The organism is Pseudomonas sp. LD120 (genome assembly GCF_009861525.1).
Taxonomy (GTDB): domain Bacteria; phylum Pseudomonadota; class Gammaproteobacteria; order Pseudomonadales; family Pseudomonadaceae; genus Aquipseudomonas.
Genome location: NZ_WVHL01000003.1, coordinates 47,454 through 69,579, shown reverse-complemented (window position 1 = coordinate 69,579; position 22,126 = coordinate 47,454). Strand labels below are relative to the sequence as shown.

Below are 22,126 nucleotides of genomic sequence, written 5' to 3'. Positions count from 1 at the left end.
TTGATCGAGATCAACGGCCCCTCGCCCCCCAACCCTAAAAATGACCGAAGGACATTGAACGCAACCACAGGCCCCTCTCATGAGTGAAGAATCCACCGCCCACCCCCTGCCTCCCGCCCAAGTGAAACACGCCTCAGCCAGTACCAGCCCGGCCAGCACCAAGGTCGCCCCGCGCAAAGCCGCCACACCGCGCACCCGCCGCCCACGCACCGCCAGCAAAGCGGCGCCGGTGAAAACCGTCGAGGCCGAAATCGGCGCCATCAGCCAGAAACCCATGGCCCTGCAAGTGGCCATGGCGCCTCGCGGCTCCAATGAAGACAGCATGTCGGCCGCGCTGCCGGGCAACTACCCGTATCGCAACCGCATGCGCCGCGCCGAGTACGAAAAGGCCAAGAACGAGCTGCAGATCGAGCTGCTCAAGGTGCAAAGCTGGGTCAAGGAAACCGGGCAGCGCATCGTGGTGCTGTTCGAAGGCCGTGACGCGGCCGGTAAAGGCGGCACCATCAAGCGCTTCATGGAACACCTCAACCCCCGTGGTGCGCGGATCGTGGCCCTGGAAAAGCCCTCGGAACAGGAAAAGGGCCAGTGGTACTTCCAGCGCTACATCCAGCATTTGCCCACCGCCGGGGAAATGGTCTTCTTCGACCGCTCCTGGTACAACCGCGCCGGAGTCGAGCGCGTGATGGAGTTCTGCTCGCCCCTGCAATACCTGGAGTTCATGCGCCAGACCCCGGAGCTGGAACGCATGCTGTGCAACAGCGGCATCCTGATGTTCAAGTTCTGGTTCTCGGTGAACCGTGAAGAACAACTGCGACGGTTTATCTCGCGCCGGGACGATCCGCTCAAACACTGGAAGCTCTCGCCCATCGACATCAAGTCCCTGGACAAGTGGGACGAATACACCGCCGCCAAGCAGGCGATGTTCTTCCACACCGACACCGCCGATGCACCGTGGACGGTAATCAAGTCCGACGACAAGAAGCGCGCGCGGATCAACTGCATCCGCCACTTCCTCCACGAATTGGACTACCCGGACAAAAACCTGAAAGTCGCCCACGCCCCGGACCCACTGCTGGTCGGCCGTGCCTCCCGGGGGCTGGAAGAAGACGAGCACACCCAAGCCCAGGCGACGGCAGATGCCGACGCTACAAAACTGGCCCTGTCGGCCTGAGTAACATTGCAACACGCTACGGGGCGCCGACCTTGAGGTTCACGTCCCGTTTGCCACCGCAACTTCTGGCCACCTGCCCTCTTTCAAACGGTTTGATCACCCCGCCTCCACTGAAACCGCCTACACACCACGCCCCCATGACCGAACCTTGCAGAGCAACGCCGTCCTTGCGCGCCGCCAACGGATTGTTCATTCGTCAGCAACCCCGCAAAATCGCGACCGCGCTTGCGCGCTATACATGCCCAATCATCAAGGACTCGATCAATGCCCACCGTCGCCACCGCGCACTACACCCAACTGCCTCCCGGCGCCATCGCCTTTCCCAACGCCAAAGATGTGTTCGTCGCCGACCAGCAAGAGCTGGCCGAGCACCTGCTGCCGCTGCTGTCCATAGACGCCAGCCTGATCAACCCTGAGTGGGCCGGACGCCTGCACCTGTTAAGCCCCATCGAACCTCACGAGGGGTTGGTGGGCGAGTTGACGGAACACTGCGACTTTGGCAGCGAGCTGCTGAAAACCAACTGGATCGGCTTCAAGATCGAGCACGGTCGCTACCGCCTATGCGGCGATCCGCGCTACTTCTTTCTGCACCCGGACAACGCCCAGTTGCCCGAACCACAGCGTAACTTACGCAGCGAGCTGCAACGCCATTACGCCGAGCAACACGCCGCCTACCAGACCGCGCGCCAGCGCTACCAGCAATTGGGCTACCTGACCTGGCCGGAAGATGACGAGCAACGCCTGACCTTTATCGATGAGATCGGCGGTATCGCCGAGGGTTACGGCAACTGGGTGGAAACCGTAGAGTTCCCCATGGACATCGTCGAGGCCACCGATGACAGCGGCGACATCGACGTCTGGCCCTTGAGCCCTGCGGGGCGGCGTTTTCAACACGTGCTCGGGGTTCCGGCCTACCACTACGGCATCAGCGGCGCCGACCTGATCGTGATGTTCTACGAGCCGGTGGAAGGTCTGGTGCTGTTCTGCTTCGACTGGTCCTGAACCACAACGGATTGTGAGCCCAGGCCGGGATCGGCCGGCCTGGGCACTCGAAGGGCTTCGCAAGGCCCTTCGGGTCTTGTCGCAGCCTGCGGCAGCAGTTACAGCGGCAATTCCACCCGTGCTTCCAAGCCACCACCGTCACGGTTGAACAGGCGCAACTCACCGCCATGCTCGCGAACGATGGCCCGCGCCGCCGACAGCCCCAGGCCCACGCCACCGGTGCTCTTGTTGCGCGAACTCTCCAGCCGGTAGAACGGCGCAAATACCTGCTCCAGCGCCTCGGGCGCAATTCCCGGGCCACGGTCCAGCACCCGCACCCGCAATTGATCGGCGCCCTGCTCCAGCACGATGGCCGGCTCGCCCCCGTACTTGATCGCGTTATCCAGCAGGTTGGTCATCACCCGCTTGAGCCCCAGGGGCCGGCCGCAATACACCAGGCGTGGCGGGCCGCTGAACAGAATCTCCATGGACTGGTCGCGATAGTCGTCCACCAGGGTCTGCAGCAACTCCGCCAGATCAAAATGGGTCGCCTGCTCCAGCCTGGCATCGTCGCGAAAGAACTCCAGGGCCGAATTGATCATGGCCTGCATTTCGTCCACATCGCGAAACAGGCGCTGCTGTTGATCGGCATCTTCGATGAACTCGCCGCGCAGGCGCATGCGGGTCAGCGGTGTGCGCAAGTCATGGGAAATGGCCGCGAGCATCTGCGTGCGGTCCTTGATGAAGTGCTGCAACTGCGCCTGCATGGCGTTGAACGCGAGGGTCGCCTGGCGGATTTCGTGGGGCCCCACCGGCTCGATGGGCGGCGCGCGAAAGTCCACGGCAAAGCGCCGTGCGCCCTGGGCGAACTGCTGCAGCGGCTTGGCCAACCGGCGAGTAGCGATCAAGGCCACCAGGCCGGTGGAGATCAGCACCAGGGCGATCACGATCAGGTTGCGCGTGCCCTCCTCCAGCCCCCAACGGCGCGACGTCGAAGAAAACATCAGCCAGCTTTGATCGGTCAACTGCACCAGCAACGCGTAGCGGCCTTTATCGCCTCTCCAGTCGCTGGGCTGATAGGCCTCGATGTGCCGCTGCGGTGGGCCGAGCAAGGCGCGAAACGCCTCGGAGCCATCGCGGTATTCGGAGTCTTCCAGCAGCGGCAGATCCAGGCCCTGCCGCGTTGCCTGCCAGGCAATGCTCAAGTGATCACTGCTGACCGCCGCCGCCAGTTGCCGGCGCTGGCCCGGTTCCGAGGCTTCGATCATGCGCACGATGGCCGCGGACTTTTCCAGCAACCCGGTTTCCGCCAGGGGCGGATAGGCCCAGACTCCGGCCAGTTGCACGAACAAAGCGTTGAACGCCAGGGCGGTGAGCATGGCCATGATGATGGTCAGGGCGATCCAGCGCGCCACGGTATCGCGCAGGCGATAGCGCCACAGGGGCTTGATCAGCTTCACTGGCGGGTCACGCTGGGGGTGAACAGATAACCGCCATTGCGCACGGTGCGAATCATCGCCGGGCGCTTGGTGTCGAACTCCAGCTTGCGCCGCAAGCGGCTGACCTGGACATCGATGCTGCGATCAAAAGCGTCATGGGCCTGGCCCCGGGCCAGGTCCAGCAACTGCTCGCGGGTGAGGATGCGCTGCGGGTGCTCGACAAACACCAGCAGCAGGTCGAATTCCCCCGCCGACAACGGAATCATCACCTGGTCCGGCGAGCGCAGCTCACGGCGAGTCAGGTCCAGTTGCCAGTCGGCGAACTTGATCAACGGCCGCGGCACCTCGCCGCTCACCGGCCGGCTCTCCCCAGCGCGGCGCAGCACCGCCCGCACCCGGGCCAGCAGCTCACGGGCATCGAAAGGCTTGCTCAGGTAATCGTCGGCCCCCATCTCCAGGCCCACCACCCGGTCGCTCAACTCGCCCATGGCGGTGAGCATGATCACCGGCGTGGCGTGCTGCTGGCGCAAGCGCTGGCACAGGGTCAGGCCGTTGTCGCCGGGGAGCATCAGATCGAGGATGATCAGGTCCGGCACCTCCCGCTCCAGCGCCGCCCACAGCGACGCGCCATCAGTGGCCACCGCCACCTGATAACCCTGTTGGACAAAGAATTTCTTCAGCAGCGCGAGGACTTCAATGTCGTCGTCCACGATCAAGAGACGGCTCACCAGCGGACATCACTTCAAGTCGGAATAAGCGGTTATCTAAAACCATTCGCCGCCCGGCGTCATATATTTCAACGCCGTAATAAACCTTCAGCAACGCAATAAAGCAGACATCTTTGCGCAAGGTTTGCCTGCCAGCATCGGCTTCCCCTTGCTGGAGAACCCTGACCATGCGCCTGATCAACCCCGCCCCGGCCCCCCTCGTCGCCAACGAGCTACCCATATCCACCTCCGATCAACAGGCCCTGATGCTGCTGCAACGGGTGACCAAACTCGCCGACGCCAGCCTGCATTGCCGCGAAGTCAGCCTGCGCCTGTCCGACGACCAGCATTACCTGGTGCTGACCCGCTACAGCGAGCACTACAGCCCCGAAGGCATGGAATGGGTGGAGCGCAAGCACCGGGTGTCGGTGACCGAACTGTTGCGCTGGGTGATTGAACAGGGGCAGCCGCAGAGCATTGAACGCGGCGAAGAACGCCAGGCATCGGCTTGAGGCCTGTAGCAGCGAGCTTGCTCGCGATGGACGTCAACGATGACGGGAAACGCGGCGTTCTCAGGTTTATCGCAAGCCAGCTCGCGCCTACAGAATCACAGGCGGGGAGCAACTCACCTCCGGGCTCCCCTCCTGCACAGACCTTTAGAGCTTCACCTCAACCGGCGCGCTGCCCTTCCCCGGCCGCCGGCCAGCTCCCCCGGCACAAATCATCGACAATCGCCTTGCCCATCTCGCTGAAGTAATGAGCGGCCCAGGCATAGCGGTCATCCCGCTCCAGCGCCGCGTCCCGAGCCAGATGCTTGGCGTGAAACAGCAATTGCGACACCTGCTCCAGGGCTTCACGCAGCGGTACGCCTGGATTGACCCGGAACAGCGGATGCTGGGCTTCGCCACTGGCGGCGAAAGTGACATGGCCGAGGGTCTTGATGGTCATTGCGCACCTCCGGCGTGGGCCTGGGTACGAGCTGTGGTGGGGTGAAGATACTGAGTCGAAACGTCCATGGAACTCACTCCTATTTGAAGTGCTGCCACGTTCGTTTCCAGGCGAAAGGGTGGCAGCTGTGCGCAGGCTGGAAACCGGGACAATAGGAAACCCGGCAGGCCCGAAGACCTCCCGCGCACAGCCGCCATGACAAGAAATGCGTGTGCAAAAAAACGCCAGCAGTCTAATGCATGGTGGCGCCTGTGCGCCTATTGTTTCCTCGGATTTCCAGGCCCGGTCGCTGAATTGGCAGCGACAGTCCAAGCCTAGCGAGATACCCGAAGTGTTCAATCCAGGCTTTGGCGCGAGATGTTTCGTGGATTCTATTGGGGAACTGCCTGGTGCCTTTGCCAAGGCTCTGGCCCTCACTATCTCCGACCATGCTGAATGTCAGTGACTCATGTTGGAGCGAGCTTGCTCGCGATGGACGTTAACGATGTGGCACTGACAAACGCTTTTATTACGCCGTATAGGTGACTAAATTAGACACATGATCACTGACCTTCCCCCCTTGAACGCCGTCCGCGCCTTTGCCGCCGCCGCTCGCCACGAGAGTTTCAGCCGCGCTGCTGAAGAACTGCACGTGAGCCACAGCGCGGTAAGCCGCCATATCAAACGGCTGGAAGAGCACCTGGGCGTGTTGCTGTTCGAGCGGCGCATTCGCCAGTCGGTGCTGACCCCGGCCGGGCAAGCCTTCTATGAACAGGTCAGCGTGGCCCTGACCCAGATCGCCGCGGCCGCGGTTTCACTGCGCCGCGGCGCGGCCTTGCGCAAGGTGACGGTCAATGTGCGGCCGTCCTTCGCGGTGCGCTGGCTGATTCCGCGCTTGCCGCAGTTCATGGCGCTGTACCCGCAGATCCAGCCGGAAGTGGTGACCAGCACCCTACTCCCCGACCCGGCCAAGGAAACCTTCGATCTGGTGATTCGTCGCGGGCGTTCGGGCTGGGCGCCATCGCTGCAGCCTCAGCGCTTGCTGGAGGATGAAATCCTGGTGGTGGCCGCGCCCTCGCTGTTGCAAAGCGCAGCGCTGAACAGCCCCAAGGATCTGGGACGCCATACCCTGCTGGTCAGTCGTACCCGCGCCAACGACTGGCAAAAATGGCTGGAACACTGCAGTCTGAAGCCACTGCGCCAGCCACCGACCTTGCATTTCGACCATCTGCACTTCGTGCTCCAGGCCTGTGTCGACGGCCTGGGGCTGGCGCTGTGCCCGGCCTCGTTGCTGGCCAAGGATCTGAACAGCGGCCGGCTGGTCTGCCCGTTGCCGGAACTGCACCAGCCACTGACCCGCTATTACTACGCGCTCGCCGCCGATGCCGCCCCCGAAGCCCAGGTGTTTATCGAGTGGATGCTGGCGCAGATTCAGCAGGACGCGATGACTAATCGGACCCAGGTGCCCGCTCGGGCCAGCGGCGCCTGACAGACTTTGTAGAGCCTGTGCATGGATCTGATTTAGGCACATCAGCCGTGCAATTAAAGCGTTTGTCAGGCCGCCAACCGCGGAGCAGGCTGCGCCCCTTCAATGGCTCATTTCTGGAGTGTTGCATGGCAAGTTATGGACTGTTTTTACTGCTGGCCACCTTGACCATTCTCAGCCCCGGCCCCGGGGTGGTGCTGACCCTGTCCAACGCCCTGCGCCACGGCTGGAGCGGGGCACTGCCGGGTATTTTCGGTATCGCCCTGGGCGCCTTTGTGGTGGCGGGGATTTCCGCCAGCAGCCTGGGTCTGGTCCTGGCGGCCTCAACCACCGCCTTTACCCTGCTCAAGTACATCGGCGCCCTGTACTTGCTGTATCTGGGGGTAAAGATGTGGCGCACGCAGAGTTTCATTCCGCCACTCAAGGACACTAAAAGCCGCCCCGGACGGCGCTTTGTCGAGGCCCTGTCGATCCAGTTGCTCAACCCCAAGGCCGGTTTTTTCTTTCTCGGTGTTCCCGCAGTTCATCCAGCCGCAAGGCGATGACTACAGCCAGTTCTTTGTGCTGGTGGCGTCCTACAGCCTGTTGGTGATTGCGCTGCACAGCGGTTACGCGCTGATGGCCAACGGCGCCCGGGGCTGGCTGTCCAGTGGCAGGGGGGCCAGGATCGTCGGCAAACTGTCGGGGATAACCTTTCTCGGATTCGGTGTGATGCTGGCCAGCGCCCATAAATAATCGGATACAAAAGCCTTGCTGCCGCCCCCGCAGCCGACGTTTCTTCGACATCGGCTGCGCTACCATTGCGCCCCCTTTGCTACCGCTAGAGACCCCGCTGCAGATGCCACTGACTAAGCCCGCCCCAGCCCTGCCCCCCGTTCTCGCTGGCCCGCTGCTGCGCCGCCTGGAGCCAACGCGGCTGGTGCTGTGGCTGGTGGGTTCAAGGGCGTTGCCGCTGACCCTGCGCTTGCAACCCACGGGCGGCCCGGCCCTGGAACGGCCCCTCGATCAGCAGCAATGCCAGGTCATCCCCGTCGGGCGCCAGGCCTTTATCCATCTGATCGATGTGCCCCTGGACGCCGCCCTGCCCCAGGACGTGACGATTGCCTATGACCTCTTGATCAACGACGCCGAGGACGGCGCCCGATCCATTGCCGACTGGGCGCCGCACCTGCTGTATGGCGATGCCAGGACTGCGGAGTTCGTGCTCCACAGCCGCATCGACAACCTGCTCCACGGCTCCTGCCGCAAGCCCCATCACCCGTCCACTGATGGCCTGCTCTGCGTCGACCGCCTGCTGGCGCAACAGCCCGAGCCCGCACAGCGCCCGGCCTTGTTGATGATGAGCGGCGATCAGGTGTATGCCGACGATGTGGCCGGGCCCATGTTGCGGGCAGTTCACGCCCTGATCGAGCGCCTCGGGCTGTTCGATGAAGAGTTGGAGGGCGCGGTGGTGGCCGACAGCCAGGCGCTGTACCACCATGGCGCCAGCTACTACCAACGGGCCGAATTGCTCCCGGCGCTGAAGAGCAATGAAACCCTGCGCGAGCGGTTTTTCGGCGGGGTGAAAAAGCCGATCTTTACCAGCAGCAACGCCGACAACCATCTGGTGACGTTCGCTGAGGTGCTGGCCATGTACCTGCTGGTGTGGTCACCGCTGCCCTGGACCCTGATCGCGCCACAGCCGCCGCAACTGACGCCGGAACAGCAAACGCGCTACACCCGGGAGCAGCAGCGCATCGACGATTTTATCCAGGGCCTGAAGGGGGCCGCGCGGGTCTTCGCCCACCTGTCGTGCCTGATGATCTTCGACGACCACGACATCACCGACGACTGGAACCTCAGCGCCCAGTGGGAAGAAACCGCCTACGGTCACCCCTTCTCCAAACGCATCATCGGCAACGCGCTGCTGGCTTACATGCTGTGCCAGGGCTGGGGTAACAACCCGGACGCCTTCACCCAACTGCTGGACCACACCCGCGCCTTGAGCACCACGGCACAAACTCCGGAACGCATGCTGGAATGTCAGGCCCAAAACGACCTGATCGACCAGTTGCTGGGTTTCCAGCAGTGGCAATACGTATTGCCCAGCACCCCGGCCCTGGTGGTGCTGGACACCCGCACCCGGCGCTGGCGCAGCGAGTCCAACCTGGGTCAGCCCTCAGGCCTGCTGGACTGGGAAGCCCTGAGCGAACTGCAACATGAACTGCTGGATCACCCCTCGGCGATCATCGTTTCACCAGCACCGATCTTCGGCGTCAAGCTGATCGAGACGGTGCAGAAGGTCTTCAGCTGGTGCGGTTACCCGCTGCTGGTGGACGCGGAAAACTGGATGGCCCATCGCGGTTCGGCCCAGGTGATCCTGAACATCTTCCGCCACTCGCGAACCCCGGGCAGCTACGTGATTCTCTCCGGCGATGTGCACTATTCCTTCGTCTACGAAGTGCTGATCCGTCATCGCCAGGGCGGCCCGCGCATCTGGCAGATCACCAGCAGCGGCATCAAGAACGAATTCCCTGCCGCCCTGCTGGAATGGTTCGACCGCCTCAACCGCTGGCTCTACTCGCCGCGCTCGCCGTTGAACTGGTTCACCAAGCGCCGGCGGATGAAGGTGATACCCCACGTGCCCGAGCATGCCGAAGCCGGCGAGCGGCTGTGGAATTCGTCGGGGATCGGCCAGGTGTTTTTCAATCAGCAGGGCCAGCCGGTGACCATCCTCCAGCACAATGCCAATCGCGCGGCGCCGACCCGGATGATCGCGCCGAGATAGAATCTGCTGTCGCCGGCCACCAGGAAGGACCCGCCCGATGGAAAAACAACCGTTGTATCGCAAGGTCAACACCCGGACCCGGGGCGTGGGGCACAAGAACTCACCGTCCTACGCCAAACAGCGTCACAGCAAGGCCCTTCTGGCCAGGGAACAGCAACGCGGCAGCATGCACTCCGACAAGCGCCTGGGGCTGGATTACACGCCATTGTTTCGTTTTCTGCTCAGCCGGGTCGGCCAGCCGTGGGATGAGGTGTTCAGCGAAGCGAAAGGCCGGCTGGATCGGGAGGAACCGATTTTCTGGTTGGTGGCCCTGCATGAGCACGAACAACAGGATTACGTGGGGCTCAGCGGCTGCGCCTATTTCAGCGGTCTGTACGTCGATACCCAGGGCCTGCTGCAGAAGGTCAATCCCCAGCTGAGCGCAGCCACCATGAGCCCCAATTGCCCTTGCTGCACTCACACCTTGAACGGGGTTCCCTTCGGCCACCCCTATCGTCGCTGGTGAGCCCGTCGCAGCGCGCCTCATCCGGCGCGCAGATTGCCTCAGATCGATTGCCAAAGCCCCAGGAAGGAGCGCTCCGTGTCATCAGCAATCACCCCGGAACAGCTGGCCGACATTCGCTACGTACTGTCGGACGCCTTTGTGGATAACGAGGTGGACTACGCCTACATCGCCCGCGAAACCCAGGCCTTTGACCGGGCCGAGGTGGAGCGCATTCTCTACGAAGAGGTGGCGCCGGTGTGCTACATCAACCTGATGGCAGTGATCCCGGAAATCTGGATGGGCTTTGCTCGCGAGCCCTTGCTGGAGGAGATCGAGGCAAGCCTGGCGCTAAGGCGCCGCAGCCGCTGGCAGGCGTTTCGCGTGCGCTTGTTGATCCGTTGGATCCGCTTTCGCGGGGCCTATATCTGGGCGGAAATATGCAAACACTATGCGCCCTAGGTTCGCGCCCTAACGCGCATCGGCGCTGCAGTAATCGGTAGGCCGCAGCGCCACCCGCTCCGACAGTACCTCGCCCTGATCGTCGATCTTGCGCAGCATCGCTGTGCACATCTGGTCCTGGAGAAAGACCATCTGATAGGTCGCACCGGCCTCAGGCACGAAGGTCACGCTTTGTTCGCAGACAAAGCGGTAGTCCTTATCCATCCCGGGCTCGGTGTTGTAGAACATGAAGGCGAACGGACGCTTGGCCGGGATCTTCAGCTCGTTGGCGCCAAAGCCTTCCTGACGGCGCATGCGGTCGGTGGCGGCGGTCATGGGAATGCCCAGGTTGCGGAAGTTGGGATGGGCGATGCCACGATGGGGGCGAACCATCAGCCCGGAGCTCGGTTTGCGCCAGTCGATGCAATCGCTGTAGGGGACGCCACGCACCAGCCCCTGGGCAACGATGCGGATCAGCGCGGTGTCACCGGCATCGGCCGGCACCCGGTAACTCACGGTGGTGGCCTTGAGGGTGGAGACAAAGGTACAGCCACCAAGCCCCAGGGACAGGCTCAGCAACAGGATCGAATGCAGCCGCATGATTCATCCTTGATGGGACCGCCAGCGAAGGCTGAGGCAAAGGATGGCAATCTTACCTCGGCGCCACGGAGCGTCGGCAGGTTTTTCTCCGGTTCTTTTACCCCCCCACAAGGAAGAATTATGAACACCGACTGGCAACAGATCCGCGACATGATGAACACGGTGATCGACAGCTGCGAGCAGATTGAAGCTGCCGGCTACCGTGAGGAATATCGCTCAGCCAAGGTACAGATCGAAGAGCAAGACTATTCGGTGCATGAATTTCTAATCAGCGCCTGGACCCTGCCAGAGAACCTGCGATATCGGATCATCCAGGAACGTCACGATCAAGGCGCATCAGTACCTTATGTACCCGAATCAGCGCGAGCACTGGTGGCCATGGCTCAAGCCTGCGCTGAGCTGATTGGTGCCGCAGATACTGCACCGGCAAAGCAGGCCATCAGCGGCATGCAGCATTGGTATACACATTACGCCGTGCCGCATATCAAGACAGCGATTGAGCAGGCCAAGAAAGCCGAGGCCTGATCAACCTTGCAGGCACTTTTGGCAATCAGTAACGAGCGTCCACCGGGCGGCCACCGTTGGGCCAGTCCTTGACCTTGTCCGGGAAGTCCGGACGCGGTTGGTGGGAGAAGTACTCGGCCACGTCCAACGCCTCCTGGTCCGACAGGCCGCCCTGGCCCAGGGGGAATTTCTCGTGGAAGCCAATCGGCATGTTGCGTTTGACGAAGGCCGCGGCGGTGTAGGTACGGGACATGCCGGCGCCGATGTTGAAAGACTGATCGCCCCACAGCGGCGGGAAGATCAGGCTGCCGTCGGCCCGTTTCAGGCCTTCGCCATCCGCCCCGTGGCACACCGCGCATTGCTTGGCATAGACCTGCTTGCCGTTGTCGGCGTTGGGCTTGAGGGCCGGGTCGATCTTGCCCACGCCGCGTCCGGCTACCTTGTCTTCGGGGCGAGTGTTCATTTTCATCCACTCGAAGTAGGCCACCATGGCTTGCATGTCGGCACCGTTCACCGGCAGCGGCTTGCCGTGCATGGAGCGGCGGAAGCAGCCGTTGATGCGTTCTTCCAGGGTGATGCGCTTGCCGGCCCGTGGCGCATAGCTGGGGAAGAAGGCCGAGACGCCGACAAAGGGTGAACCGTCGGCCACGGTGCCGGCGTTGAGGTGGCAACTGGTGCAGCTCAGCGAGTTGCCGACGTTGTCTGGCAGCAGGGCCTTGGTTTCCAGGTGCAAGCGCATGCCGCGCACTACTTGCTCGGCATTCGGCGCCGCCAGCAGGTTGGCCAGACGCGGGGTTTCGAACAGCGTGCTGTCCACTTGCGGGCTCAATTGTGCACGCATTTTTTTCACCTGCTCGGCGCTGATGGCCGAGCCGTTGTTGCCCCAACTGCTGCGGACAAAGCTGAGGATCTCGGCGATTTCGCCATCCGCCAGTTGGGCGAAGCCGGGCATGGTGTAGACCCGTGGATGCGCCGCGGTCTGCGCGGTCTGCCAGCCGGTCAGGGTGATGTGCAGCAAGGAGGTCGGATTGGCCGAGGCGACACTGGGGTTACCGGCCAGAGACGGAAACATTTGCGGCACACCGGCGCCGTCCTGGCGGTGGCAGTCGGAGCAGAACTGCGCGTAGCCCAGGCCGCCGCGGGAGGTGAACAGGTTGCTCGGCGGTGCCGCCGGGGTCTGGGCCACCGAAGGCATCGGCAGGTCATCTTGGCCTGGGGGCAGCGACTTGAGGTAGGCGGCGATGGCGGTCAGGTCGGCGTCGGTGAAGTGTTGGGTGCTGTGGTGGATGACCTCGGCCATGTTGCCAGACACCGTGGCGAAGCGGTTCTGCCCGGTCTTGAGCAGTTGCACCGTGTCTTCCACGGTCCACAGGTTGCGCAGGCTCAGGGCGCGCCACGCTTCCACCGTCTCGCCGGCCAGGTAGTGCTGGCCGCCGGACTCGGTGTCGCTCATGGCCTTCTCCTGGAAGGCAATGCCCCGCGGGGTATGGCAGGCGCCGCAGTGGCCCAGCCCCTGGACCAGATAGGCACCGCGATTGAGCTGGGCGTCCTTGGCCGGATCGGGCTTGAACGGCTGCTTGTCGACGAAGGCCAGGTTCCAGAACCACAAGCCCCAGCGCTGGTTGAAGGGGAAGCCCATGTCGGCGTCCAGGTTGCCCTGGGCCACCGGCTCCACGCCGTGCATCAGGTAGGCGTAGAGCGCGCGCATGTCCTCTTCAGTCATTTTGGCGTAGGACGGATACGGCATGGCCGGGTACAGATGGCTGCCGTCTGGGGTGATGCCTTCGCGCATGGCACGGTCGAATTGCTCAAAGCTGTAACTGCCGATGCCAGTGCCTTTATCCGGGGTGATGTTGCTGGAGTAGAGAGTACCCATGGGCGTCTTCAGCTCCAGACCACCGGCCATGGTGGCGCCGCCCTTGGCGGTGTGGCAGGCAATGCAATCGCCCAGCTGGGCCACATACTGGCCGCGCTGGATCAACTCGGAGTCGGGAGTGGAAAGCGCCGCTGCCGGGGTCGGCTCGCTGGCATGCAAAAGAGGTACGCAGAGCAACGCGGCGCCCAGCAGGGACAGGCGCGACAAAGAGAAAGCCATCAGGTTATTCCTTTAAAATCCGCCTGGGGTGGTCCCCTCGGCCGATATCCACAAAGGTTCTTATTAGTGATCCCGGCCCTCAGGGTGCGGGCCCGGGGCTCGGTACCTTGTGGGTCCAAGCCTGTTGCCCTTGTAGCGGATTTTTCTGAGAACCCTGTTGATATGGATCATGGCGCCCTAGGCAATGTCCTCTATGCCGGCCCAGGTGGCGCTTTTACTCGCAGGTTTCCACCCCCCATCCCGCCGCTTGCCAATCGGTGAACCCCTGGTCCAGACGCCGCACCTTGAAGCCCTTGGCCCGCAGCAGGGCCGCGGCATTGTGTGACAGCACGCAGTAGGGGCCACGGCAATATGCCACCAGCTCCTGATCAGCGGTCAATTCGGCCAGACGCTGTTCCAGTTCATCGAGCGGGATGTTGATTGCCCCGGGCAAATGCCCTTGAGCGAACTCCTCCGGCGAACGCACGTCCAGCAGGGTCATGGCGCCCTCCTGCAAGCGTTGACGCAATTCCTCACGGGATATGCCCTCCAGTCGCATTGGCTGCTGCTCACTGTCGGCCAGCAGTTGGCGAATCTGCCCATGGTTGTAATCGACGTACTGACGCAAGGCGCCCAGCAGACTGGCCAGCGGCCCCTGGCTGAGGCTGTAGAGCACCCGCTTGCCATCACGCCGGGTCTGCACCAAACCGCCACGCCGCAACTGCTGCAAGTGCTGGGAGGTGTTGGCCACCGACAGGCCCGAGGCTTCCACCAGACGCTCCACCGGCAGCTCGCCGCGAGCGATGTGCTGCAACAGAATCAGCCGGTGATGGTGGCCGAGAATGCGCGCCAGCTCAGCCATCTCGGCCAGGGGCTGCTGGGGGGAAATCGAATCGCTCATTGACAGCTCCTACTGCTTTATCGATCATTCAATCACTTAATTGAATGAAACCCTAACACATCAAAGCACAGGCTGAACCCCAGCGCATCGTGCTTCAAGGAGTCTTTATGCATGAAGTCATGGCGGTAATTCTGTCGGCGCTGCTGATCGGTATCGGTGCGACCCTGATCCTCGACCTGTGGACGTTGTTTCTGGCCAGAGTATTGAATATTCCTGGGCCTAACTGGGCCATGGTCGGACGCTGGATCGGCCACTTTTCTCGAGGGCAATTTGTGCACCAGAGCATCGCCCAGGCCGCTGCCATCTCTGGGGAACGGGCCTTGGGCTGGGTGGCCCATTACCTGATCGGCGTGATCTTTGCCGTTCTGCTGCTATTGATCTGCGGCCTGGACTGGGCAAGGCAACCGACCCTGGCACCCGCGCTGATCATGGGCGTGGCGACGGTAGCCGCCCCCTTTTTCCTGATGCAGCCGGGCATGGGCGCAGGCGTCGCGGCGAGCAAGATGCCCAAACCGAATGTGGCCCGGCTGCGCAGCCTGATTGCGCATTCGGTGTTCGGGCTGGGGCTGTATGGCGCGGGGATGTTCTGGGTGAAGGTACTGGGGCAGGCTGCGTGACCGGCCATTCAGTCAATGTCGACTAGACCCAGTCCTCAACCCGCAAACCAGGAACACGTTCAAATTCCCGAAGGTTGTTGGTAATCAGCGTCAACCCCAAAGATCGAGCGTGTCCAGCTATCAATTGATCGTAAGGACCTATCTGCTTGCCCTGTCGGGCCAGCTCAGCATGCAACTGGCCGCTATGGATGGCGGCGACATCGTCATAATCAAGCACCTGCAACCGCGCCACAAAACTCTCGACGCGGCTGAGATTCCTCTCGGGGATGGCAGATTTTTCCGCACCGTAAATCAGCTCCATCAAGGTGATGGTGCTGATGCACAAACGCCCCTGATGACGCCTGAACGCGTCGCGAACCTGTTCAGGTTTGTTCTTGATGGTAAAGATGCAGATATTGGTATCCAGCATGTACTTGAGCATCAGAACTCCTCACGCACTTGCTCGGCTGGCTGGTCCCGTTCACTCATGAAGTCAGCGCTTACACGGTCGTCCTCGTCGAACCAACTGTCCCAGGACTCCCCCGCCGGGGTAATGATACGGGTGCGACCAATCGCGACGATGTCTACCCGTGTGACATCATCCGGCAGCGCCACAGCTTTAGGCATACGAATGGCCTGGCTGCGATTACTTTTGAACACTGAACCGGTTTCCATAGGATCACCTGTCGAATGGGCCAAAGGTACCCTGAGTCTAACGACACAAAGGGATATGTCCAAGGTATATCCCCGACTACTTGAACTGTAAATGCCAGCCGGCACATCAGAAAAAAGGCACTCAAAGCCAAGATCACGACTCGAAGTCATGGCGGACTTCACACATTGAACAGGGATCTCCATGCTCGAACACCTCGACCTCAACGCACTGATCGCCGCCTACGGCTACTGGGTGATCTTCATCGGCTGCCTGCTGGAAGGTGAAACCGTGCTGATCCTCGGCGGCATGGCGGCGCACCAGGGCAGCCTGCACTGGCCGCAAGTGATCGGCTGGGCCACCCTCGGCGGCATCCTCGGCGATCAGTTGCTGTTCTGGACCGGCCGTTGCTCAGGGGCACGCCTGTTGCCCAGGCTCAAGCGTCATCAGGCGGCCATCGAACGGGTCCAGGGGACGATCCAGGGCTACCCTTCGACTTCGGTGTTCGCTGTGCGCTTTCTCTATGGCATGCGCCTGGTCGGCCCCTTGGTGATCGGTGCCAGCGGCCTGGCTCCCTGGCGCTTTGCACTACTCAACGTGGTGGGTGCGGCAGTGTGGGCCTCGCTGTTCGTCGGCGCCGGTTATTGGGCCGGTGAAGCCCTGCAGCATTTCCTCGGGGACCTGAAACCCTATCACCTGCCCATCGTTGTTGCTGTGGTGGTACTGGTCGCTGTTGTCGCGCGGACCCTTCACCTGCGCAACCGCCGCAAAAACCAGGATCGTTGACACAGTACTTTCGCCACATCGGGAATTTTCATACTGATCCGACGACTTTATTTCGTTTGTCCCGAGCCCTCGCCAAAGGCTTAGATAACGGCTCGTTTCCGGCACCCAGAGCCCGCATCCATGAGCCACGAGAACATCAGCCGTTCGCTTTCCACCGTCCATCCGATCCGCCTCAGTCACGGGCGCAACGCCGAGGTCTGGGACAGCGATGGCAAGCGCTACATCGACTTCGTCGGCGGTATCGGCGTGCTCAACCTGGGGCATTGCCATCCGCGCATCGTCGCGGCCATCCAGCAACAGGCCACCCGGCTCACCCACTACGCCTTCAACGCCGCGCAGCACGAGCCCTACATCGACTTCATGCAGCGCCTGGCGGACTTTATCCCGGTGCGTTACCCGGTCAGCGGCATGCTTACCAACAGCGGCGCCGAGGCCGCGGAAAATGCCCTGAAGATCGTCCGCGCAGCCACTGGGCGCAGTGCGGTCATCGCCTTCGACGGCGGATTCCACGGGCGCACCCTGGCCACCCTCAACCTCAACGGCAAGGTAGCGCCCTACAAGCAGAAGGTCGGAGTACTACCCGGGCCGGTGTATCACCTGCCCTACCCCAGCGCCGACAACGGCGTCACCTGCGACGAAGCGCTGAAGGCCATGCAGCGCCTGTTCAGTGTGGAAATCGATGTCGAGGAAGTGGCCTGTTTCATCCTCGAACCGGTGCAGGGCGAAGGCGGCTTCCTGGCCCTGGACGCCACCTTCGCCCGGGCGTTACGCAGCTTCTGTGACGAACACGGAATTCTGCTGATCGCCGATGAAATCCAGTCCGGCTTCGGCCGCACCGGGCAGCGTTTCGCCTTCTCACGGCTGGGTATCGAGCCGGACCTGATCCTGCTGGGCAAGAGCATTGGCGGTGGGCTTCCGCTGGGCGCGGTGGTAGGTCGCAGGGAGTTGCTGGACGTGCTGCCCAAGGGCGGCCTGGGCGGTACTTACTCAGGCAACCCGATCGCCTGCGCGGCCGCCCTCGCCACCCTGGAGGAAATGACCGACGAGCGCCTGCAAGCCTGGGGCGAACACCAGGAACAGGCCATCGTGCAACGTTATGAGGGCTGGAAAGCCGATTGGCCGAACCCGTATCTGGGACGCTTGACCGGCGTCGGCGCGATGCGCGGCATCGAGTTGGTCAATGCCCAGGGCGAGCCGGCGCCGGAACAGTTGAGCGCCCTGCTCGGCAACGCCCGGGAGGCCGGGCTGCTGCTGATGCCCAGCGGCAAGGCGCGGCACATCATTCGCCTGCTGGCGCCGCTGACCACTGAGCCTGAAATTTTCGAGGAGGGCCTGGATATTCTCCAGGAGTGTCTGGCGCGCCTATGATTCCCGGCGCGCCTCAGGGCGAGGCTAGAACAGGTAGCCCATGTAGGTGGCAATGCCGCCACCGGCCTGTGGTCCGACGTTCATGCCCGCCATGACCACGGCGCCCTTGGCCGAACGCAGCAACTGCTCGTTGACCTTGATCGAAGCCATCATGGTCCCCGGGTTGCTTCCCAAAACGACGGCCAGGGCCAGTAGCTTGGGGTCCAGGCCGAACAGCAGAGCCGTGGCCGAACCGCCCACCACCAGTCCGCCACCGACTTCGGTATAGAAGCAAGGCCCGGTAATGTCGTCCTCGGTCAGGTCCCGGCTGCGAAGGGCATCGCTGACAAAGACCTTGCCGGTGCTGGGAAAAGCCTCCGCCGCACCGGCACCACTGACGCTCTTGCCCTTGACCTGGATATTGACCTTGCCGAAACGCGGCAGGCGCCCACCAAAGCCGGCGCCCACCCCCAGACCGCCGTAGCGATAGCTGACGTCCTTGCCCTGAGGCGAACGCAGGGTGATCGATCCACCACCGCCGGCCACGAGGGCGATGGTCAGGCCGCCGCTGCTGGCGGTCTGGTACAGCCATTTACTTTCGTTGACCGGTATCGGAATGCTGAGGTTCATGGGGTCAAAGTCCTTTTGCTTTTTGGGTGGCTCGTCCGCGCTGGCTGATGACACCCACCAGGCCGGCCAGGGTGAATACCAAACCGATCAGGCCCAGCACACCGGGAGTGCCCCAGAGTGCCGCGGGGTCATCGATGACCGCGCTGTTGGCCGGCCGTTCGGGCTGGTAATAGACCCGCACCGGCTGATCCTTCTGGTAGCCGAAGATAAAGCCGCCCTGGGGGTAGGAAATTTTCTCACCGCTGCCGGTGGTAAAGGCGATCTCGGGGTGCGAGCCACCGGCGTTCAGGTCACTGACGATACCGTCGGCGGTCTGGGCACTGGCGATGAATTCGCGACGATCGAGGGTGAAATTGACAGCAATGGCCAACAGGCCGATGCCGATCAGAACAAACAGCAGACCCTGGAGGATCTTGCCGAGGCGTGACGGGGTGGAGTTAGCCATGGGCTGTCTCGATATTCGTCCGTGAAAGAGGGAGGCCACGATAGCAAGAAACCTCCGACCAAAAAAACCGTTGCCGCGCGGCAAGCGCAATCTGGCAACGGCGTTCAGGCGCCTGGGCCAGGCTGGTGAGCGCCTGTTGCCGACGCTTACAAACCGAATACCCGACGGGCATTGCCCTGGAGGAATTTGTCCACAATGGCCGGCGGAAGTTCCAGGGCTCGCACCTGTTCCAGGCATTTTTTCAGCGACAGCTGGGGGAAGTTGCTGCCGAACAACACCTTGTCCTGGCCATAAGTGCGCATGAAGTGCAGCAACTGCGGGGGGTAATAGGCCGGCAGGTAGGCGGAGGTATCAATGTGGATGTTGTCGTGTTTCCAGGCCAGGCCGATCATCTCGTCGGTCCAGGGATGCCCGATATGCCCGCCAACGATCACCAGTTCGGGAAAATCCAGGGCCACCTCGTCCAGGTACGGCACGGGCCGCCCGGTTTCCGAGGGCATCAGCGGCCCCGTATGACCGACTTGGGTACAGAAGGGAATGCCCAATTCGATGCACTTCACATACAGCGGGTAATACCAGCGGTGATTGGGCGGCAGTTTCCATAACCAGGGCACGATGCGCAGAGCCTTGCAGCCCAGCTCCTTGACGGCTCGCTCCAGCTCGGCCACCGCCGCCACGGGCCGGCTCAGGTCCACCGTGGCCACGCCGACGAAACGTTCGGGAAAGGCCCGGGTATAAGCCGCAATCTCATCGTTGCTGAACACCCAGCCCTCGGGCCGGCACCAGGCCGAAAGCATGAGTTTCTCCACCCCAGCCTGATCCATCAGTTCCACGGTGTGTTCCATGCTCAGGGCCTGGTCGAGCAAATGCGCGGACCCGGACTTCTCAAACAACCGCGCCACTTCCGGCAACAGCGCCCGGGCACGGCCGTTGGCCGGCTGCGCCCAGGCATCGATGGCGCCCCGTTTCAAGGTCATTGGGCGGTCCCCCCTATGTATTCAAGATCGAAACCACAGGCTAAATCCGGACCTTGCCGCCAACAATGTCCGCAGCGCTCATCAGGCTTGACCCATGTGTTCAAGCCATGGATAAAGCTTTCCCCTTCCCGACACCCTCGCAAGGACGCTCCATGACCGATCAAACCACCTCCGAGCAATGGCCCCCTGCCGGCTGCCCGCCCCTGGCCTGGCCGGACCTGCCTGATCAAGCCGCGCGGCTGAGCTGGTACCTCGCGGTCATCGGCGCCTACGCTGCGCTGTGGGAAGGCCACGTCAACGAGCCGGAATTAACCCCCGTCAGCGAGGAGGCCCTGCTGGCCCTGGAGCAGCGCCTGGGCTGTGCCTTGCCGCCCTCTCTGCGCAACTATCATCGGCAGTTGGGGGTCTTGTCACTGGCGGAAATCCTGTGCAGCGTCGGCCCTGGCCACACGCCGATCCAACCATTGCTTGAGGCCTATCCGGGCATAGTCGATATCCCCGACACCGACCTGGAACTGCCCCTGGCCCGGCAGTTGGTCGCCTTCGGTGACTATCTGGGCAACGGCAATATGTTCTGTTTCCATCGGGAAAGCGGCGCGGTCTACTACTTCGATCACGACACCGGCACAGCGCTGACGCGCTTCTTCGACGCCCCCGAGGAGTACCTGGATGCGCTGATGCTGCTGTGCCTGGCAGAGGTGCATGACGACGATGACAGCGCCGAAGCGCTGATCAGCCAGCGCTTCGGCGAGGACCTGGTGCGCAAGTGGCGCTATTGAACGGCGATCAATCAGTCACGGCGTCCACTGCCGCACCGATCAACGCAAAAGGTAGGAGAACGATGGTGAAGACGCCCATCCACATCCCCATGTAGGCGTTTTCAACCTTTTCCGACAGTCCGTGTTTGACCGGCGCGGTTTCGGTGCTCAGGCTGGCAGAGAGCTCATAGCGGTAGCTCTGGGCATCCGCATCTCTGCCGCCTTTACGCGTGCATGGGGTCGTTGACTGACTGGCGTAGATATCTCCAACCTGACGAGGCGCACCGCCCGAACGGGCTTGACGGGAATTGAACTCGGCAATCGTCGACTGCAACCGCGCAGTTTCATCTTTCAAGGCATTCTCGCAATCACTTTCGACGTCGAACGGAGTACTGACCTTCTCGACTCTATCCACCCACAGGGTGCGTTCCAGATACAACTTGAGCCTGACACCTTCAGGGTCTTTCAGCTCATAGATCGAGAGTCCGCTCATCGTCTCCCTACCGGTATCGGACAGTGCCTTGAACGCGTCGGTGGAGAGCCGTTGATTGAGGGTATAGCCATAAACCTGTGGGCCCGCGACCCGGGGTTTGGCATGCGAGGCACAGCCCCCCATGGACGAAGCAATAAGCGACAGGCTCATCACTGCACACAGCGTCCTTTGCATAAAATCTTCCTGATCTCCATGAATGGCTGAAAAGCCAGGGGCGAGAGTACTTGAGTTTCGCCTCCATCACTCACCGAACAAGGATGCTCCATGCTGCAATGCGCCCTGATCTGCACACTCCTGACACTGATTGCCTTACCCGCCAGCGCCGCTCCGGCCAAGGTCGAACGCCGATGCGGCTGGTTCAAGAACCCGACCCCGGCCAATGCCACCCTCACCGACCACGACGGCGTCTGGGACATCGCCACTCAGGGCGGCTATCAGGCCGAGGGCGACTGGCCCACCTTCAACGATCAGCAATGGGTACGGACCAACAATCATTACGGCTACGGCTGTGCTTGTGTCAGCGCCAACGCTGATCCACAGACTCATCGCCTCGACCAGTTGCACAAGGCCAAGGCCCGCCCGCTGTCTGCCTGTCGCGACGATCCCAGCCTGTACGAACCCTTGCGCGAGGAAGCCGGAGTTCCGGTATTGCCCAAGGATTCACCACGCTTCAAGGCCCAGGGCTTCAGCCTGCAATACCCCAAAGGTTGGAAGCTCGGCCAGGCGCAGAACTGCCTCACCCTGGACCACCCGAAAAACGCCCAAACGAGGAGTACACCCTCCACCTGTGCCCGCAGCAGGGCAGCCTGGAACAGGCCGCCGAAGGTTTGTTTTTCTATCAGGAAAACGGCGTGTGGATGCGCAGCGCCGGAAAGGACGCGCCCAGCCCGGTGCAAGAGATTTCAGGCCCCGGCTGGAAAGTATGCGATCCATAAACCCCACCTACCCAGTGGTTGAGCAACG

26 protein-coding genes and 1 pseudogene are annotated in these 22,126 nt (G+C 62.3%); 14 read left to right on the top strand and 13 right to left on the bottom strand.

Translation table 11 applies throughout. From position 1 onward, the window contains the following. Positions 1-274: 274 nt before the first annotated feature. A complete protein-coding gene (gene ppk2, locus PLD_RS06515) occupies positions 275-1,171 on the top strand; it encodes a polyphosphate kinase 2 (RefSeq protein ID WP_178116158.1) in 897 nt (298 codons plus the stop codon). 16 nt (positions 1,172-1,187) lie between these two features. On the opposite strand, the gene PLD_RS06510 is transcribed toward ppk2, so the two are convergent. After that, positions 1,188-1,364, bottom strand: a complete 177-nt coding sequence (locus PLD_RS06510; protein ID WP_159890974.1) for a hypothetical protein — start codon at positions 1,362-1,364, stop codon at positions 1,188-1,190. 71 nt (positions 1,365-1,435) lie between these two features. Here PLD_RS06510 and PLD_RS06505 point away from each other — a divergent pair, with 71 nt between their 5' ends. Further along, a complete protein-coding gene (locus PLD_RS06505; protein ID WP_159890972.1) occupies positions 1,436-2,173 on the top strand; it encodes a hypothetical protein in 738 nt (245 codons plus the stop codon). Between the two features lie 98 nt (positions 2,174-2,271). Here PLD_RS06505 and PLD_RS06500 read toward each other — a convergent pair whose 3' ends face one another. Together PLD_RS06500 and PLD_RS06495 are read right to left on the bottom strand one after the other, a co-directional pair. Continuing rightward, positions 2,272-3,612 carry an ATP-binding protein gene (locus tag PLD_RS06500; protein ID WP_159890970.1) on the bottom strand — a complete coding sequence of 447 codons (1,341 nt, stop codon included), beginning with the start codon at positions 3,610-3,612 and terminating at the stop codon, positions 2,272-2,274. Further along, positions 3,609-4,319, bottom strand: a complete 711-nt coding sequence (locus PLD_RS06495) for a response regulator (RefSeq protein ID WP_047305971.1) — start codon at positions 4,317-4,319, stop codon at positions 3,609-3,611. Before PLD_RS06495 ends, PLD_RS06500 begins: the two co-directional genes overlap by 4 nt. Before the next feature lie 167 nt (positions 4,320-4,486). Here PLD_RS06495 and PLD_RS06490 point away from each other — a divergent pair, with 167 nt between their 5' ends. Continuing rightward, positions 4,487-4,810: a hypothetical protein gene (locus PLD_RS06490; RefSeq protein ID WP_159890968.1), complete on the top strand. Its 324-nt coding sequence runs from the start codon at positions 4,487-4,489 to the stop codon at positions 4,808-4,810. 157 nt (positions 4,811-4,967) lie between these two features. Here the strand turns inward: PLD_RS06490 and PLD_RS06485 are convergent, their stop codons facing one another. Beyond that, positions 4,968-5,246 (bottom strand): DUF3077 domain-containing protein, encoded by a 279-nt coding sequence (locus tag PLD_RS06485; protein WP_159890966.1) that lies wholly within the window; start codon positions 5,244-5,246, stop codon positions 4,968-4,970. A gap of 538 nt (positions 5,247-5,784) precedes the next feature. On the opposite strand from PLD_RS06485, the gene gcvA reads away from it, so the two are divergent. The 5 genes and pseudogenes from gcvA to PLD_RS06460 all read left to right on the top strand — a co-directional run bounded on the left by gcvA (position 5,785) and on the right by PLD_RS06460 (position 10,421). Continuing rightward, positions 5,785-6,714, top strand: a complete 930-nt coding sequence (gcvA, locus tag PLD_RS06480; protein ID WP_159890964.1) for a transcriptional regulator GcvA — start codon at positions 5,785-5,787, stop codon at positions 6,712-6,714. 125 nt (positions 6,715-6,839) lie between these two features. Continuing rightward, positions 6,840-7,446: pseudogene (locus PLD_RS06475) on the top strand (LysE family translocator). A gap of 103 nt (positions 7,447-7,549) precedes the next feature. Continuing rightward, positions 7,550-9,478, top strand: a complete 1,929-nt coding sequence (locus tag PLD_RS06470) for an alkaline phosphatase D family protein (RefSeq protein WP_159890963.1) — start codon at positions 7,550-7,552, stop codon at positions 9,476-9,478. Between the two features lie 37 nt (positions 9,479-9,515). Next, positions 9,516-9,983 carry a hypothetical protein gene (locus tag PLD_RS06465; protein ID WP_159890962.1) on the top strand — a complete coding sequence of 156 codons (468 nt, stop codon included), beginning with the start codon at positions 9,516-9,518 and terminating at the stop codon, positions 9,981-9,983. Positions 9,984-10,058: 75 nt separating this feature from the next. Further along, complete coding sequence (locus tag PLD_RS06460) at positions 10,059-10,421, top strand: hypothetical protein (RefSeq protein ID WP_159890961.1); 363 nt, start codon at positions 10,059-10,061, stop codon at positions 10,419-10,421. 9 nt (positions 10,422-10,430) lie between these two features. Here PLD_RS06460 and PLD_RS06455 read toward each other — a convergent pair whose 3' ends face one another. Continuing rightward, entirely contained in the window at positions 10,431-11,000 is a 570-nt protein-coding gene (locus PLD_RS06455) for a hypothetical protein (protein ID WP_159890960.1), read from the bottom strand. A gap of 120 nt (positions 11,001-11,120) precedes the next feature. Between PLD_RS06455 and PLD_RS06450 the strand changes: the two genes are divergently transcribed. Then, positions 11,121-11,525: a hypothetical protein gene (locus tag PLD_RS06450; RefSeq protein ID WP_159890958.1), complete on the top strand. Its 405-nt coding sequence runs from the start codon at positions 11,121-11,123 to the stop codon at positions 11,523-11,525. Between the two features lie 25 nt (positions 11,526-11,550). Here the strand turns inward: PLD_RS06450 and PLD_RS06445 are convergent, their stop codons facing one another. Together PLD_RS06445 and PLD_RS06440 are read right to left on the bottom strand one after the other, a co-directional pair. Further along, on the bottom strand, positions 11,551-13,599 hold the full coding sequence (locus tag PLD_RS06445; protein WP_159890956.1) for a c-type cytochrome: 2,049 nt from the start codon (positions 13,597-13,599) through the stop codon (positions 11,551-11,553). A gap of 214 nt (positions 13,600-13,813) precedes the next feature. Next, positions 13,814-14,479 (bottom strand): metalloregulator ArsR/SmtB family transcription factor, encoded by a 666-nt coding sequence (locus PLD_RS06440; RefSeq protein ID WP_159890954.1) that lies wholly within the window; start codon positions 14,477-14,479, stop codon positions 13,814-13,816. Between the two features lie 107 nt (positions 14,480-14,586). On the opposite strand from PLD_RS06440, the gene PLD_RS06435 reads away from it, so the two are divergent. After that, positions 14,587-15,096, top strand: coding sequence for a DUF2938 domain-containing protein (locus tag PLD_RS06435; RefSeq protein ID WP_159890952.1), 510 nt, complete (start codon positions 14,587-14,589; stop codon positions 15,094-15,096). A 22-nt stretch (positions 15,097-15,118) separates the two neighbouring features. Here PLD_RS06435 and vapC read toward each other — a convergent pair whose 3' ends face one another. Together vapC and vapB are read right to left on the bottom strand one after the other, a co-directional pair. Further along, positions 15,119-15,517 (bottom strand): tRNA(fMet)-specific endonuclease VapC, encoded by a 399-nt coding sequence (gene vapC, locus PLD_RS06430; protein WP_102860369.1) that lies wholly within the window; start codon positions 15,515-15,517, stop codon positions 15,119-15,121. Next, positions 15,517-15,750, bottom strand: coding sequence for a type II toxin-antitoxin system VapB family antitoxin (gene vapB / locus PLD_RS06425; protein ID WP_159890950.1), 234 nt, complete (start codon positions 15,748-15,750; stop codon positions 15,517-15,519). Before vapB ends, vapC begins: the two co-directional genes overlap by 1 nt. A gap of 181 nt (positions 15,751-15,931) precedes the next feature. On the opposite strand from vapB, the gene PLD_RS06420 reads away from it, so the two are divergent. Next, on the top strand, positions 15,932-16,513 hold the full coding sequence (locus PLD_RS06420; RefSeq protein ID WP_159890948.1) for a DedA family protein: 582 nt from the start codon (positions 15,932-15,934) through the stop codon (positions 16,511-16,513). A 120-nt stretch (positions 16,514-16,633) separates the two neighbouring features. Continuing rightward, positions 16,634-17,881, top strand: a complete 1,248-nt coding sequence (locus PLD_RS06415) for an aspartate aminotransferase family protein (protein WP_159890946.1) — start codon at positions 16,634-16,636, stop codon at positions 17,879-17,881. Between the two features lie 24 nt (positions 17,882-17,905). On the opposite strand, the gene PLD_RS06410 is transcribed toward PLD_RS06415, so the two are convergent. The 3 genes from PLD_RS06410 to PLD_RS06400 all read right to left on the bottom strand — a co-directional run bounded on the left by PLD_RS06410 (position 17,906) and on the right by PLD_RS06400 (position 19,912). Continuing rightward, positions 17,906-18,490, bottom strand: coding sequence for a hypothetical protein (locus tag PLD_RS06410; RefSeq protein WP_159890944.1), 585 nt, complete (start codon positions 18,488-18,490; stop codon positions 17,906-17,908). Positions 18,491-18,494: 4 nt separating this feature from the next. Further along, positions 18,495-18,935, bottom strand: a complete 441-nt coding sequence (locus tag PLD_RS06405) for a DUF3592 domain-containing protein (RefSeq protein ID WP_256674572.1) — start codon at positions 18,933-18,935, stop codon at positions 18,495-18,497. A 146-nt stretch (positions 18,936-19,081) separates the two neighbouring features. Continuing rightward, positions 19,082-19,912 (bottom strand): amidohydrolase family protein, encoded by an 831-nt coding sequence (locus tag PLD_RS06400; RefSeq protein ID WP_159890940.1) that lies wholly within the window; start codon positions 19,910-19,912, stop codon positions 19,082-19,084. Between the two features lie 152 nt (positions 19,913-20,064). Between PLD_RS06400 and PLD_RS06395 the strand changes: the two genes are divergently transcribed. Then, a complete protein-coding gene (locus PLD_RS06395; RefSeq protein ID WP_159890938.1) occupies positions 20,065-20,691 on the top strand; it encodes an SMI1/KNR4 family protein in 627 nt (208 codons plus the stop codon). A 7-nt stretch (positions 20,692-20,698) separates the two neighbouring features. On the opposite strand, the gene PLD_RS06390 is transcribed toward PLD_RS06395, so the two are convergent. Then, entirely contained in the window at positions 20,699-21,337 is a 639-nt protein-coding gene (locus PLD_RS06390) for a hypothetical protein (RefSeq protein ID WP_159890918.1), read from the bottom strand. Between the two features lie 90 nt (positions 21,338-21,427). On the opposite strand from PLD_RS06390, the gene PLD_RS06385 reads away from it, so the two are divergent. Then, positions 21,428-22,120: a DUF4087 domain-containing protein gene (locus PLD_RS06385; protein ID WP_256674571.1), complete on the top strand. Its 693-nt coding sequence runs from the start codon at positions 21,428-21,430 to the stop codon at positions 22,118-22,120. Positions 22,121-22,126 lie beyond the last annotated feature (6 nt).